Source organism: Nonomuraea sp. NPDC004580 (assembly GCF_040609855.1).
Taxonomy (GTDB): domain Bacteria; phylum Actinomycetota; class Actinomycetes; order Streptosporangiales; family Streptosporangiaceae; genus Nonomuraea; species Nonomuraea salmonea.
The window spans coordinates 50,743-66,075 of sequence record NZ_JBEXLH010000050.1 but is presented as its reverse complement, the minus strand read 5'-3'; the positions used below and the strand labels follow the sequence as shown (position 1 = coordinate 66,075).

Sequence of the window (15,333 nt, the reverse complement as noted above, 5' to 3'; positions counted from 1 at the left end):
GCTCGGGGCCGGCCGCCGGCAGCGCGTCGTCCAGGATGACGGCGTGCAGCCGCCGCAGCTCCTCGCCCGGCTCGATGCCCAGCTCGCCGACCAGCCGCTCGCGCGCCTGCCGGTACGCCTCCAGCGCCCGGTGCCGCTGCCCGGCCCGCGCGTAGCCGAGCATGAGCAGCCGCCACGCGCGCTCGCTCAGCGGCTGCTCGGCGAGGAACGGCCGCAGCTCGCCGATCACCTCGGCGTGCAGGCCGATGCCGAGCATCGCCTCGGCCCGGTCGAGCCGCGTCTCGTCGAGCCGCTCGTCCAGCTCCGCCACCCGCGACAGCGCCCAGTCGTGCAGCTGCACGCCCTCGGCCGGCCGGCCCCGCCACACCTCCAGCGCCCGTTCGAACCGGCGCACCGCGGCGGCCAGGTCGCCCTGCTCCACCTCGGCCCGCGCCCGCCGCGTCTCCTGCTCGAAGACCAGCAAATCGAGCTCCTCGGGAGCGACCTCCAGCAGATATCCGGGACCCACCGTGGACAGGCTGATGTCGGGGCCGAACGTCTTGCGGATGCGCGCGACGTGCGTCTGCAGGTTGGGCACCGCGGAGGCGGGCGGCGTCTCCCACAGCGCGTCGATCAGCCGCCTGCGCGAGACCGCCACGTTGGCGTTGAGGAGCAGCGCGGTCAGCAGCGCGCACTCCTTGCCCTTGAGCGCGACCTCCCGCCCGTCCGCCCGGCACGCGTGGACGGGACCGAGGATGCCGAACGTCGCTCCCGCCATGACCTCCCCTGGATCGAGCTCCGGGTCACCAGTAAGCGGGCAAACGGTCACGCCGTCAAGGTGGCGGTCATGATCACCCGCAGGTGTCACGATAGGGCAGATCAGGCAGATAACGCGGCCATCGCTCCCGATCCAGGCCGCCGCCGGTCACCAGGCACGCCGTCTCGTCCAGGTGACGGCGCAGCTCGTACGTCGGCCGCAGGTCCCACAGGACGAAATCTCCCCGGTAACCGGCCGTGGCGAGGATGTCGCCGTCGGCGGAGAAGGCCATCGGCCAGACCGTGTCCAGATTGTCGGCGAGCGCGGTGCTCAGCTGGCGGGGCAGGATGCGGTTGCCGAGGTCCCACAGGTAGGCGTTGCCGTCGATGCCGCCGGTCACCATGATGCCGGGGACGGGCGCGAACGCGACGGCGACCGCCTGGAGGGTGCCGTGCGGGACGAGCGGGTCGCCGAGAGGGCGGGCGCGTGCGGGATCCGAGAGGTCCCACAGGATGACCGCGCCATTGCGGTCACTCGTGACCAGCAGATCCGCCGCGGGTGACAGCGCGGCGGTGGACACCTCGGCCTCGTGGCCGACGAGCCCAGGGCCGAGCCTGCTGGGGTGGCGGATGTCGGTGATGTCCCACAGCCTGGCGCCGGTCGGGTCGCCGGGGCCGTCCTCAGGTGGCCTGACCTCCGGTGAGTCGCCGCCGCTCGTGGGGGTGAGCAGGGGTTCGGCGACGGCGGTCGGTGTCGCGTACGTGCCGGACCCGATGACGAGGGCCAGCACGCGGCCGTCGCGCACCCGCCAGGTGCCGAGCGTGCGCTCGCCGCTCAGCACGTGCCCGATGAAGCGGGGCCGCGCGGGGTCGCGCACGTCCCAGACCATCGTGGAGTCGTCGCCGCCCACGGTCAGCGTGCCGGCGTCGGCCGCGAACACCAGCGACCGGACGATGCCGGTGGGGCCGCTGAGCGGCGGCCCCCAGCGGCGCGGGCGCCGGCGGTCGGTCAGATCCCACAGCAGGACGGTCCCCTTACCGTCGCCGGTGGCCAGCGTGCGGCCGTCGGTGGTGAACGCGACGGCGTTCACCCCTTCGCCGGTGTGCCCGGTGAGCGTGCCCACGTGGTGCGGGTTCGCCTGGTCGGTGGCGTCCCACAGCTCGACGGCGCTGTCCCGGCCGCCGGTCGCGACCATCGTGCCGTCGTCGCTGAGGTCCATCGCGTAGATCTCGGTGTACTCGCCGTCCTGGTGGCCGACGGCGGGCGGGCCGAACGCGCGGGGCCGGCCGGCCCTTCCCAGGTTCCACAGCGTGACGCGGCCTTCCGAGCTGCCGGCGGCGAGCACGCGGCCGTCCGGCGAGAACGCGATCGCGCGGTCCATCTGGCCCGCGGTCAGCCGTTCGATCAGCTGCGGTGCGCTCGGGTCCGAGGTGTCCCACACCAGCAGTCCGCTGTCGCGGCTCCCTGTCGTGGCCAGCAGGTCGTCGCCGGGTGAGAACAGCACGTCGGCGAGGATGGACGTGGAGAGGGGCCCGGAGAGCGGGCGCGGGCGGGCCGGGCGGCCGACGTCCCACAGGTGGGTGCCGCGCAGTGACCCGCCGACCGCCAGCATCCTGCCGTCGGCGGAGAACGCGAGCGACTCCACGATGTCGTCGGGCTTGACCACGATCTGGGCGAGCGGCCGCGGCGCCGTCCGCTCGCGCACGTCCCAGAGCAGCGCGGGCGCCTTCCTCTCGTACGCGGCCATGGCCATCGTCGTGCCGTCGGGCGAGAAGGCGAGCGCTCTGACGGGCCCGGCGACGGCGGGGAACGGGCGGCCGGCGCGCTTGATGCGGGCGGGGTCGCGCACGTCCCACAGCTGCAGGCGCGGCTGCTTGTCGCTGGACGTGGCGAGGACGGAGCCGTCCGGCGACAGCCACCCCTCCGCCGTGTCGCCCTTCTCGTACGTCGTCCGCCGCCCCGCGACGGCGGGCCTGGCGGGGTCGGCCAGATCCCAGATGACGACCTGCGCCTCGGAGCCGATCGTGACCAGCCGCCGCTCGTCCCGGGTGAACCGCACCGTGGCGGGTGACTCGAACCCTTTGAACGCCGCGCCGGTCTGGCGGGGACGCAGCGGGTCGCGCACGTCCCACAGCATTATCGCACCGGTGGAGAACCCGGCGGCCAGGTAGCGCCCGCTCGGCGCGTAGGCGATCGAGGTGACCGGCTGGCGCACCCCGGCCAGCTGCCCGGCGTACGGGGTCGTGGTGAGCACGTTCTGCAGCGCGGCGTACGTCTCGGCGTCCGGGTGGATGCGGTGGGCGGCGACGCCGAGCATCAGCGCGGTCCTCGGGTCGGTGGACAGCGCCGACTCGGCCTTGGCGATCAGCCGCCTGGCGGTGGCGACGCGCTGCTGCTCCGAGGCGGCCGCCGCCTGCTCGCGGGCCGCGCTGCCCTGCACGAGCGCCACGCCGCCGAAGGCGACGGCGACGGCGAGCAGCGCCGACAGCGCGACGACCGTGAGCCTGCGCCGCCGCCGGCTCAGGCTCCGCGCGCGCACGCTCTCCTCCAGGAACTCCGCTGCCGGGCCGGTGACGGTGCCGGGCTCCCACCGGGGCCTGGCGTGCAGGACGGCGTCCAGCCGCTCGCCCCGGTACAGGTACGAGGCGTCGCGGCGGTTGCGCCGCCACTCCTCCGCCTCGTCCAGGAGCTGGCTGCGCAGCGCGTGGCCGGTCAGGTCGGCCTCCATCCAGCCGCGCAGGCGGGGCCAGTGCTGGAGGAGCGCTTCGTGGGCGATCTGCACGGACCCAGTGTCGGCGACGAGCAGCCGGCGCCGGGCGAACACCTCCAGGACGTCGTCCACGGGCCCCAGCTCGGCGCGTGGCCGTGCCCTGCGAACCAGCCTGCTTTCGGCGGACACCGCAGCCAGCTGCTGGAACACCTGGCGGGCCCGCTCGCGCCCGGCTGGGTCGAGCCCGTCGTACGCGGCCTCCGCGCTCGCCGTGACCGCGTGCGTGACCCCGCCGGTACGCGCGTAGCCGCGGTGGGTGAGCAGGTCGTCCTCGCGATGCTCCCAGACGGTCAGCATGGCCTGCGACAGCAGCGGCAGCACGCCCGCGTCGAAACCGCCCGACGAGGAGCGCAGGTCGGCGAGGACGGTGTCGGCCAGTCCCGCTTCGAGCCGTAGTCCCGCGGCCGCGGCCGGCACGGTGATGGCGGCGCGCAGCTCCTGCTCGTTCATCGCGCCCAGCACGAACGGGCCCTCCTGGAGCGCGTCCACCAGGTCGGGATGGTCGGCGCAGCGGTCGATCACGTCGCCGCGCACCGCGATCACGACGAGCGCGGCGGGCGCTCCCGCCGGTCCCGACGGGACGGTGGCGGCGGCGTGCAGGGCGGCGACGAACGCGGCCCGCTCCCCCTCCGGGGCGTCGAAGACCTCCTCGAACTGGTCCACGACCAGGATCAGGCGACCGTCCTGTCCAGGCGTGCCGGGCGCCGCGCGCCGCCTGGCGTCGGTGTCCACCGCCTGCCTGACCAGCAACGACGCCTCGCCGGGCGCACGCCTGAGCGCGGCGAGCACGGTGCCGGCATCCAGCCCGGCCAGGCCCGCCAGCAGCGTGGCGAGCACCGTCAGCGGCTCGCGGCCCGGCCGGTCCAGGACGTGGCGTGGCCAGTGGCGGGCCGCCTCCGACAGGTCGCCGCGCGCTATCGCGGGCAGCAGGCCGGCGCGCAGCAGCGAGGACTTGCCCGCCCCCGACGCGCCGGTCAGCACCAGCAGTCCGGTGCCGCCCAGGCGTTCCGACAGGGTACTGACGAGCTCGGCCGTCACGACCTCGCGGCCGGAGAAGACGTCCGCGTCGGCCTCGCCGTACCCGCTCAGCCCCTTGTACGGGCTGCCGTCCGACCAGCGCGGCCCCGTGACGGCGGCCGCGGAGCCCCTGGTCCGCCGTTCGATGAGCGACACCTGCTCGAGCAGCAGCCGGGTGTCGGTCGCCTGGCGGTACTGCAGCCCGACCGCGACCTGCAGCTGTGCCCGCGACTGGTCGACGCCTTCCGTGATGCGCCGCAGCCGGCCTTCGACGTCGGACAGCACGAAGGAGAACTCGGCGAACTCCCCGCCGAGCCTGGCCAGCCCGTCCGTCAGTGCGGCCTGCAGCTCGCGGTCGCCGGTCCGCACGGCCTCCTCGATCGCGGCTCCGGCCAGCTCGAACGTGCGCAGCACGGCGGCGATCTCAGCACGCAGCGCTCGGGCGTGCTCCCCGCCGCCTTCGAGCGCCGCGCTGATCCGGCGTTCGAGCTCGGTCCGTACCTCCTCCTCCCGGAGGTCGCGGCCTTTGAGCGCGTCGATGCCGGACTTCACCAGGTCGGTCAGCAGGTTCCCGCCCACGGCCGCGAACGCCCCGATGCCGGCCGCCACCGGCCCCGCCCCGGTCAGGAGCGCAGCGAAGGCGCCGGACGAGAGCACGGCGAGGAGCACGGCCGGGGTCCAGGTGCGCACGCGTGAGCGGGCCGTCCTGACCGAACGGGCGGTGCCACCACGGAGCAACCCGGAGGGGTCGTCCGGCAACTCGTCGCTCACGACCTCACTATGCGCGCCGACGCCCCCGCGGACAACGCCCGGTGAGGCCGACGATCACTGTGCGGTCGCGCGGTCGCTATGATCCCGCCGCGAACAGGTGTGGGCGGATATGAACCTCTTTGTCGCCTACGATGCCCACAGAGCTCGATTACTTGATTACACCCTGGAGGACCTCGTGATCGTCGAGTACGTCCGTTACCGCGTCCCTCCGGAGGCGGCCGGGGAGTTCGAGGCCGCCTACCGCCGTGCCGTCGTCCCGCTCGGCGAGGCGCCCCAGTGCCTCGGCTACGAGCTGTCGCGCTGCGTGGACGAGCCCGCCTGCTACGTCCTGCGCATCGACTGGTCCTCGGCCGAGGACCACCTGAACGGCTTCAGGAACAGCGCGCACTTCGCCGCGTTCTTCGCCGAGATCAAGCCGTACGTCTCCGCGGTCGAGGAGATGCGGCACTACGAGCAGCTCATCACCAAGACCGAGCCGACGCTCTACGAGTGGGCGGGCGGGGCGGCGGCGTTCGAGCGGCTCACCGAGGTCTTCTACGGCCACGTGCTCGCCGACGACCTGATCGGGCCCCTGTTCGCGGGCATGAGCCCCGACCATCCCCGGCACGTGGCGATCTGGCTGTCGGAGGTCTTCGGCGGCCCCGACCGCTACACCCGCGAGCTGGGCGGCTACCCCCGCATGCTGGCCCACCACCTCAACCGGCGCCTGAGCGAGGAGCAGCGCCGGCGGTGGGTGTCGCTGCTCATGGACGCCGCCGAGGAGGCCGGGCTGCCCGGCGACCCGGAGTTCCGTGCCGCCTTCGCCGGCTACATCGAGTGGGGCACCCGCATCGCGGTCCAGAACTCGCAGCCCGGCGCGACACCGCCGGCCGAGGCGCCGGTGCCCCGCTGGGGCTGGGGCGTCGCCCCACCGTACCAGCCCTGACATCCATCGAAAGGCCCCCCATGCGACTGCCCAGCTGGTTCGCCGAGCGGCCCGCCACCGCTCCCGAGCCCGACCTACGCGTCTCCACCCTGGAGCTCTTCTTCGACCTGGTCTTCGTCTTCACCATCACCCAGCTCACCGCGCTGCTGGTGGCCGGCATGGAGACGCCGCCGCCCGGGCATCCGGCCGTGGGCATCGGGGAGAGCGCGCTGCAGGTGGTGCTCGTCTTCGGCGTGATGTGGTGGATGTACGCGGGGTACGTCTGGCTGCTCAACTCCGTGCCACCGGTACGGCCCGCCCGCCGGATCCTGGTCCTGCTCGGCATGGCCGGCTTCCTCGTCATGGCGCTGGCCATCCCGAGCACGTTCATGGGCGGCGGGGTCGCCTTCGCCGTCGGCTACCTGCTGCTGATCCTGGTGCACAGCGCCCTGTACGCGCAGGCCACCCGGGCGATCGTGCGGGTGGTGCCGTTCAACCTGGCCGCGACCGCGCTCATCGGCGTCGCCGGGTTCCTGGAGACGCCCTACTCCTACCTGCCGTGGATCGCCGCGCTCGTCCTGCTGTGGGGCAGCCCGTACTTCATCGGCCAGCAGGGCTTCGCGCTGGGCGCCGCGCACGTGGTCGAGCGGCACGGGCTGCTGGTCATCGTGGTGCTCGGCGAGTCGATGCTCGCGCTCGGCATCGGCGCCAAGGACCTGCCGGTCGACCTGGGTCTCGGCGTCGCGGGAGTGCTCGCCCTGAGCCTGGCGGGCGACTTCTGGTTCCGGCGGATGCTCCGGCTGCCCTGGGCGCGCGTCAAGGGCGTGGTCGCGGTCGTCGCGCCGGCCGCCGCCCTGGCCGGCCTGTGGGCGGGGCTGGCGGAGCTGGCGATCCTGGTCGCGCTGCTCGTGGCGATGCTCCTCGCCCTGCACCACCGCACCCCGGCCCCCGCCGCACCCGCCTGAGCACAGGAGGCCGCCGCACGGAGAGCCGCCGCACGGGATGCCGTGAAACACGGGCGGCCGTGAAGCGCGCGGAGCCCCTGCCCTTCACGGGCGGCCGTGGAACGCGGGGAGCCCCCGCCCTGGACGGGTGTTCGTCCGGGGCGGGGGCTCGGTGTCTCCTCGTCGGGGAGCTGACTCCTTTCTAGTTGGGCGGCACCGCAGGCGAGCGGAAGATCTGCCAGAGGCGGTAGGCCACCGTCGGCATCTTCGAGCGCGGCGTCTCCGAGGAGTACGGCTTGCTCGCCGGGCCCCACCCGGTGCCCTGGTGAGCGATGCCGTCGGCTTCCCTGGGGGTCGCCCTGGTGTGCGAACCGGTGGGCCGCACCCTGCCGAGCTGCTCGTCGATCGAGCGTTTCTGCGTCTCGCTCAGCCCGCGCGGCTGAGACGAGTTCGGCGGCGTGCGCTGAGCCTTGGGCGGCGACTGCCGCTGGACGGCCTTGCGGCTGGTGGGCCGGGTGGCGGGACGGTGCCGGACCGTGGCCTTGGGCTTGCTGGCCCGCCGGGTGACCGCCCTGCGTGCGGCGGCCGCGCGCCGCCGGGCCGCCGCGGCCCGCCGTGCCGCCGCCGCCGCCCGTCGCCGGGCCGCCGCCGCGGCGGCGCGCTGCCTGGCCAGCGCCGCCTTCCGCCTGGCCACCGCGGCGGCCCGCTTCTTGGCGGCCTCCGCGGCCCGCTTCCTGGCCTCGGCCGCCGCGCGCTTCCGCGCGGCCTCCGCGGCTCGTCGCTTGGCCGCCTCCAAGGCACGCTTCCTGGCCAGCGCCGCCGCCCTGCGCCGGGCAGCGGCGAGCGCCGCCCGCCTGGCCGCCGCCGCTGCCGCCCGCCGCGCCGCGGCCTGCGCCAGCTTCCTGGCGATGGCCCGCGCCGCGATCCGCGCCGCGATGCCGACCACGAACCAGACGAGCTGACCGTCGGGGTCGCTCATCGTGACGGGGCTGTTGTTGGCATAGGCGTAGGCGTTGAGCTGCTGCGGCTCGCCCTCATCGATGATCGGGTCCACCGAGAGGAAGCGGCCGTTGGCCGGGTCGTACTCGCGGGCTCCGAGGTGCACGAGCCCGGTCGTGGCGTCCTTGGTGCCGCCGACGAAGCCGCGCTGTCCCGGCCACCATGGCGGTGGTGACCCGCGATCCTCACCGAACGGGGTCTGCCGGCGGATCGCCACGTCCCCGGTGCCGGCGTTGACCATGGCCTGCGCGGTGCCCTGGTGGTCGTTGGCCATGAAGTAGACCTGGTTGTCCGGCGTGCGGACCGCGATGGCCTCGCCGCCGATGGTGTAGTACCTGGTCTGCTCGACGGTGTTCTTGGCGTGATCGAGCCGCAGCTCCATGTCGTCGATGAAGAGGGTGGCGTCGGTGGCCGTCTTGCGCAGCAGCCGGTCGCCGTCGGCGTCGTAGATGAACGACGTCGTCCTGCCGCCCTCGGTCACCGACTCCAGGTTGCCTTCGGCGTCCCAGACCAGGCTCTGGTCGGCGTTGCCGACCTTGCGCCTGGTGGTGTTGCCCGCGGCGTCGTAGCTGAACAGGTCGGCGCCGACGCTCTGCAGCGCGTGCGGCTGCTTGCCGCCGGCCGCCGGGTAGGTGTAGGTGCGCACCTGCTCGGCCGCGCCGCCCCAGGCGTGCTTGGTCTCCTTCGTCCTGTTGCCGGTGACGTCGTAGGCGTAGCTGACCGCGTACGGGGCCACGCCGCCGATCTTGCCCGACTGCGGGGCGCCGCTCGCGCAGTCGTCGGTGGCCGTCCACGCCGAGGTGAGGCGGCGCAGATGGTCGTGGGTGAAGCACTGCGTGTCCTGCGCGGCCCGGTCGGCGATCTTGGAGATGTTGCCGGCCGCGTCGTAGGTGTAGGACAGGTCGAGGTCGCTGGCGGGCGCGCCGGCCCGGTCCAGCCGCATGCTCGTGAGCCTGCGGGTGGCCTCGTCATGGGTGTAGGTCAGCCAGGTCTTCTTGCTGCCCTCGCCCAGCTCGTACTGCAGGGTCTCGCCGAGCTTGCTGTAGCGGGCCGCGCTCACGTACGCCGACAGGCCGCTGACCTTGACCGGCTGGCTGAGCCCGTCGTAGCTGTAGACGACCGACTCCTCGGCCAGGCCGCCGCCCGCCGGGAAGCTGATCGACTGGACCTGGTCGTCGGCCGTGTAGCGGGTGTTGAGCTGGTAGGAACCCGCGAGCTTGCCCTCCCGTGCCGGGATGGTCACGGTCTGGCGGAGCGTGCGGTAGTCGGCGTCGATCGCGTTGATCTCGGCGGTGTACGCCTGGCCGTCCACGTACCTGATGGCCGCGTGCATGTGGCCCTTGGCCAGCCCGTCGTACTTCCACTCGGCCAGCAGCGTGCCGGTGGCCGAGCCCTCGCGCAGCTGCGTCTTGCGGCCGAGCGCGTCGTAGCCGTACCAGAGGGTCCTGCCGCGGGCGTCGGTGGTGGTGACGACCTCGTCGGCGTCGTTGTACGTGGTGGTCGTGACGCCCTTGTCGGGGTCCTCCGTCCTGATCTCACGGCCGCGCAGGTCGTAGTGGTGCCGCCAGACGTTGCCCGCCGGGTCGGTCACCGTCGCCAGCCGGCCGGCGCGGTCGTAGGTGTACTTGGTGGCCTCGTACTCGCCGGTCGGGGTCGAGCCCTTGTACTGGCGCAGCTCGACGAGCCGGTCGTGCGCGTCGCCGATCCTGGTGGTGGCGGTGTCGCCGGGCAGCGGCGTGATGTGCAGCCGGTCGCCCTCCTCCTTGGCCGAGACGCGGTACTTCTCCGCTCCCTTGGACTTGAAGACCTCGGCGGTCACCTCTCCCGTGCCGTCGTAGACGGACACGACCTGGGTGGGCACGGCGGCGTCGGCCACCCCGAACAGGTCGGTGGACGGCGTGCCGGTGGTGAAGTAGCCGGTGTTGGCCTTGTACTCCTCGCCCTGGGAGTTGTAGAGGGTGTCGGTGATCGTGCGCCCGTCGCGCAGCGCCGGGTCCTGCGCCGTCTCGTCGACGGGAGCGGGTTCCTGGGTCTGGCGCTCGCGCATCAGGCCGTCGAACAGCTCGTGGCTGGTCGTGTAGGTGCCGTCGGCGTTGAGCGTCCTGGTGGTGACGACGCTGGGGCCGTCGTTGCGCACCAGGTAGGCGTACTCGGTGCTGGGCGACTGGCCCGCGGCCTTGCTGCGGTCCGGCTGCCAGACCTTGGTCAGCCGGCCGAGCGCGTCGTACTCCATGTCCACGCGCTTGCCCGCGGCGTCGATCTCGACGGTCGGCTCGCCCCAGGCGGGTTCGAGCAGGGTGCGCTCGGTGTGGCCGAGCTGGTTGGTCTCGGTGGTCTCCGTCGGAAGGGCGCCGGAGGCCGGGCTGTAGGCGGTGACGGACTTGGTGCCGACCGGGTCGGTCTCGGTGAGCTCGCGGCCGTAGGCGTCGTACGTCCGCGCCGTGCCGGTGATCGTCTGCCCGTCGGGCGAGACCAGCTCCTGCACCGTGGTGACGTCGCCCTTGGTCGGGGCCTGGCCGTGCGACTGGCCGTCGTACTGGATCTTCTCGTCGGACAGGATCTCCTCGGCGGCCGGCTTGGCCGTACCGGTGTCACAGGTCGTCGCGACCTTCTGCACCCGGCTCGGGAAGTCGAGCATCCAGCTCGAGTCGTTGCGGGCGTAGGTGTAGCGGATGCACTGGTCGTCGTCCGCGGTGGCCAGGTCGCCCTTCTCCTCGACCTGCAGCAGCAGGCCCTTGGTGTCGTACGTGCGGTCCTCACCGGTCCGCCGCCACTTGTCGCCCGCCAGCGCGGTGCGGGTGACCATGGACTCGGGCTGCACCACGTGCGCGGCCTTGGTGACGCCGCCCTGCGTGGACTCGGCCGTCTTGACCGACCAGGCGTCCTGGACGGTCGCGGTCAGCAGCGCGCCGCCGTCACCGTCGAAGAGGATCTCCTCCCGCTCGAACCCGGCGAGCTGGTCGAGGTCGTCCTTCTTGACGCCCTCGGAGTCCTCCACCTGGACGCTGCGCTTGGAGCCGTCGGCGAGCTTGTCGCCGTGCATGCCGCGGAAGTAGCGGAACTCCGACAGCGTGCGCTTGCCGTCCTGCCCGTCGCCCTGGCGGACGCGGACCCGGCCGTAGCCCCGGTAGTCGGCCCACGTGCGGTGCGCGGGCTTGACCAGGATGTTGTCGGCGTAGTGCCAGGCGGCGCCGCCGAGGTACTCGTAGTCGGTGACCACGCTCGGCGAGCCGGCCACCCGGTCCACCTCGACGGTCTGGGTCACCAGGTACTTGTGGAACCAGTCGGTGACCTCGGCCTCGTCCGGCGGGGCCCAGCGCTGCGGGAAGCAGCGCCTGGTGTTCTTGTCGGCCGCGGGCACGTCGCCCGGCTTGCAGTCGGCGGCCGAGTAGTTGATGCGCAGCTCGCCGCCGTACTCGTTGTTGATGGCCTGGACCCGCCACTTGACCAGCGGCGCCCTGCCCTCGTCGGAGTCGACCCTGTTGGGCAGCTGCACGCCGGTGAACGTCACCGGCGGCAACGTGATCGTGCCGCCCACGTGGCCGGTCTGCCGGATCGAGGCCAGCCACAGCGCCGGGCTCATGCCGTCGCCCGAAGCCGGGAACTGGTGCGTCAGCGCCCACGAGTCCACCGGGGTGAACTGGCCGGCGGAGTTGCGCACCTGCGTGGTGACCTTGGCCAGCCGCTTGCGGGTGAAGAACGTCGGCGCCAGGCGGTCGGTGCACTTCACCCCGCTGTCGCAGATCTGGTCGAACGGCACGTCCGGCCAGTGGCTCGCGGTCTCCTTCTTGAGCTGGTCGGGCGCGCAGGTCACCGAGCCGCTCGGCAGGCAGCGCTCGGCCACCTCGAACACCACGCGGGCGGCCGGCTGCTTGGTGAACAGCTCGGTGCCCAGGTAGCCGTAGTCGATGCGGGTGAGGTACGCGCCGCGCACGTACTGGGTGCCCTGCTCCGGCTTCATGTTGCGGCCGTAGTAGTTGGTCTCCCGCTCGTACCAGTACGTGGTGGCGTTGCCGTGCGTGTCCACCTCGTAGTCGAGGTTCCACCGGTAGCCCTGCTGGCACCAGGCGTTGGCCGGGGTGCCGCTGTAGCAGGGCTCGCCGCTGTTGTTGCCGAACACCGGCACGGTCTGCACCGACTTGGTCTCCGGCTTGCCGCCGGCCCAGCCGGGCAGCCGGTTCAGGCCGAAGGTGTACTGGGTGCCGTCGGGCGTGGTGACCCGCCAGTACTCGCCGTTGTTGTCGCCGTTGGTGGCGCCGGTGAGCAGCTCGATCCTGGTGCCGTCGTCGCGCTTGGGCCGCCACTGCTTGGTGCCGGCGTCCTTGACCAGCTCGACCGACGAGTCTCCGAGCGACAGGATGGCGTTCTCCTGGTCCCAGCACAGGTCGCCGGTCTTCTTGCCGTCGAGCATGCAGGACTTGTAGCGGCGCTCGATGAAGCCGCCGGGGTTGAGCTCGAAGCCCTCACCGGCCCAGGACGTCTGGTTGTTGGTGGAGACCGTACGCCCGTCCACGCTCTGCGAGGAGTAGCCGAGCGAGATCTCCGGCTCCTCACCGCCCAGCGAGGGCGGCAACCGCAGGTCGTAGCTCCAGCTGAAGTCGCCCGACTGGGTGCCGACGCTCCAGTCGGAGGCCGCCGACAGGGAGGTCGCGGCGTGGTCGCCGGACGGTCCCGACGGCGCCGCGGTCAGCGCGTACAGGGCGTTGGTCTCGACCTCCGCGGTGACCGTGCCGGCCGTCGCGTTGTTCTCGCTCTTGACGGGTTGCGGCGCGGCGCAGCCGTCGGCTCCGGTGAGCGCGCACTCCTCCAGCTTCACCATGCGCAGCCGGGAGCCGTAGTCACCGCCGAAGGCGTGGCGGAAGCCGGAGTAGTCGACCTCCACGCGGGTCTTCTGCGCCGCCTTGGCCGTGACGCCCTGGCCTGGTGTGACGCGCATGGCCAGGCCGAGCAGGTCGGTGTCGAGCAGCTCGACGGTGATCGGGGCCGGGTCCGCCGCCTGCGCGGCCTTCGCGGACTTGTCGGAACTCGGGGCCAGCCTGACCGGGAAGCCGGCCGCGGTGGTCCTGGCCGTGCCGCCGGTTGTGCCGCCGGTTGTGCCGCCGGTTGTGGCGCTGGTTGTGGCGCTGGTTGTGGCTCCGCCCAGCTCCGCCTTCTGCGGCTTGGGCCAGCTGACGGCCGGAGCCGCCTTCCACGCCTGCTTGGCGGCGGGGTCGGGCAGCGGGGCCTTGATGGGGACCTTGCCGCCGGTCACGGGCTTCTCCCGCTGGACGGCGGGCGCCGTGCGGGGCGCCGCCTCGGCGGGCACGGCGTAGGCCATGTCCACCAGCAGGACGACGGTGAGGAGGGGGGCCAGCCTGCGGGGCCAGCGGGAGGGCGGCTTGGCCTCCGCGGTCGCGAACCTGTTCCACGACGGGTCCGCGTTCTCCGCGGTGTCCGGTGATCTCTGGCGCAGGCCGTTCCATCGGGAGGCGGGCAGGGATAACTCGTCCGGCAGATCCATGAGGGCTCTCCAGAGCTACGTGACGGCCGCCGGGCGAGTGTGCGGTGCCCGGCGGACCGTGCGGAGGTGCGAGACCCTCGCGGGTCTCGCCGGGTGTGAGGAGACGATCACGATGGTGATCGCATCGTCACCTGCGGCAAGCCGTAGGTCCAGAGTTTTGCTCCTTCTGCTCACAGATTTTTTCATCCATCCTGACTCCACTGAAAATTTTCACCGTCGCGCCGTCGCCGCACCTCCCGCCGGTGGCGGTCCCAGCGGGCCGGCCCGCGCGCCCCTCGGCTCGGCGAGCGGCGCGGGACTTCGCCTCTTGACACAAGATCACCTCACTTGCATACTCCGATCAACGCGCCTCGGTCAGTTCTTTTCCGCACGTATTCACGGGCCCGTGGAAATCCTTTTCAGTCACATCACCGGAAATCAGGCGCAGCTCCTCCGACACCCAAGGGGTGACCATTCAACATGCCTTCGGGAGCGTTAGGACGTATCGCACGACGGGGCACCGCGGTGGCGGCCGCCCTCGTTCTGGCAATGGCCGCGAGCGCCACTCCGGCACTCGCGCACTGGAACGGCACCGGCCAGGACATCGCCAGCATCCACATTTATCCGTACAGCTACAACAGCACCTGGCAGACGCCGCTGAACAGGGCTCTGAGCAACTGGAACGCCACGTCGAGCCCGGCCAACTTCTACAAGAGCAGCAATTCGGGATCGACCCTGACGGTGAAGTCGTACAGCAACACGTGGTACGGCTACTACACGCGCTGCGGCGGCATGTGCATGTACGTCAAGCTCAATTCGAGGACCATCAACAGGGACGCGTCGAATTGGGCGAACTTCGTCACCAGCGTCTTCGTCCACGAACTGGGGCACGCGCTCAACCTGGCGCACAACTCCACGACGTCCATCATGAACCATGGCCGCAACCGCAACACGATGACCAAGCCACAGGCACATGATGTCTCCGACGTCAACGCCTATTACTAAAGGAGGCCGCCATATGCTCCGGCGTCTCGGCGCGCTCATCCTGACTGCGCTGTTCGTGTCCGCGTGCTCCATGCACGAGGAGGCCGTGCTCTACCGTGCCGACTACCCCCAGTACGAAAGCGCCGACGCGCTCTTCGACCGGGCGAACCTGGTGGTCGAGGCACGCATCGTCGGGGAGCCGCGCTACCTCCAGGAGGTTGCCGCACCCGACCCGACCACGACGGATCCGCGGCTCAACCCGGAGGCCGGCGCCCCCGCCGAGCTGAGCGGCGACGAGCCCGAGGTTCCGGCGACCGTCATCACCGTCTACACCGCCCAGGTGCTGCAGGTCCACAAGGGCGAGGCCAAGGTGGGGCAGTCCATCGAGGTCAAGGAGCTCGGCGGCGTCCTCGACGGGGTGACGTACAAGGAGGAGAGCACGACCGCGCTGCAGCCTGACACCGGCTACGTGCTGTTCCTGGAGACCTACCCCGACTCCCCCGCCGCGCTGCTCAACCCCGTCCAGGCGAAGTATCCGCTGGACGCGGCGAAGAACCCGGCGCCGCTGCCCGAGAACACCATCAAGCTGACCCGCAGCGACCTGGAGAAGCTCTCCTGATCCACCGCTGCCGACGGGCCCGTCCTTGAGGACGGGCCCGTTTTCGTCGTGCCGGGACTTGCGCCGCCATCGGTATTCAGCGCTACCATGCACCAGTACCTAACAATGCT

7 protein-coding genes are annotated in these 15,333 nt (G+C 72.1%); 4 read left to right on the top strand and 3 right to left on the bottom strand.

Features of this window, described 5'->3' with window-relative positions; genetic code table 11:
- Window positions 1–757 (bottom strand): BTAD domain-containing putative transcriptional regulator (locus tag ABZW11_RS35075; protein WP_355426832.1); only part of this gene is annotated, 757 nt, incomplete at its 3' end.
- A gap of 73 nt (window positions 758–830) precedes the next feature.
- Window positions 831–5,294 carry a hypothetical protein gene (locus ABZW11_RS35070; protein WP_355426829.1) on the bottom strand — a complete coding sequence of 1,488 codons (4,464 nt, stop codon included), beginning with the start codon at window positions 5,292–5,294 and terminating at the stop codon, window positions 831–833.
- Between the two features lie 175 nt (window positions 5,295–5,469).
- Here ABZW11_RS35070 and ABZW11_RS35065 point away from each other — a divergent pair, with 175 nt between their 5' ends.
- Both ABZW11_RS35065 and ABZW11_RS35060 read left to right on the top strand, forming a co-directional pair.
- Entirely contained in the window at window positions 5,470–6,219 is a 750-nt protein-coding gene (locus ABZW11_RS35065) for an antibiotic biosynthesis monooxygenase (protein ID WP_355426826.1), read from the top strand.
- Window positions 6,220–6,239: 20 nt separating this feature from the next.
- A complete protein-coding gene (locus ABZW11_RS35060) occupies window positions 6,240–7,163 on the top strand; it encodes a low temperature requirement protein A (protein ID WP_355426823.1) in 924 nt (307 codons plus the stop codon).
- A gap of 181 nt (window positions 7,164–7,344) precedes the next feature.
- On the opposite strand, the gene ABZW11_RS35055 is transcribed toward ABZW11_RS35060, so the two are convergent.
- The gene (locus ABZW11_RS35055) at window positions 7,345–13,641 is read right to left on the bottom strand and encodes an RHS repeat-associated core domain-containing protein (RefSeq protein WP_355426820.1); all 6,297 of its coding nucleotides are present in this window, start codon (window positions 13,639–13,641) and stop codon (window positions 7,345–7,347) included.
- A gap of 504 nt (window positions 13,642–14,145) precedes the next feature.
- Between ABZW11_RS35055 and ABZW11_RS35050 the strand changes: the two genes are divergently transcribed.
- The gene (locus ABZW11_RS35050; RefSeq protein WP_355426817.1) at window positions 14,146–14,625 is read left to right on the top strand and encodes a matrixin family metalloprotease; all 480 of its coding nucleotides are present in this window, start codon (window positions 14,146–14,148) and stop codon (window positions 14,623–14,625) included.
- Between the two features lie 13 nt (window positions 14,626–14,638).
- Window positions 14,639–15,223, top strand: a complete 585-nt coding sequence (locus ABZW11_RS35045) for a hypothetical protein (protein ID WP_355426814.1) — start codon at window positions 14,639–14,641, stop codon at window positions 15,221–15,223.
- Window positions 15,224–15,333 lie beyond the last annotated feature (110 nt).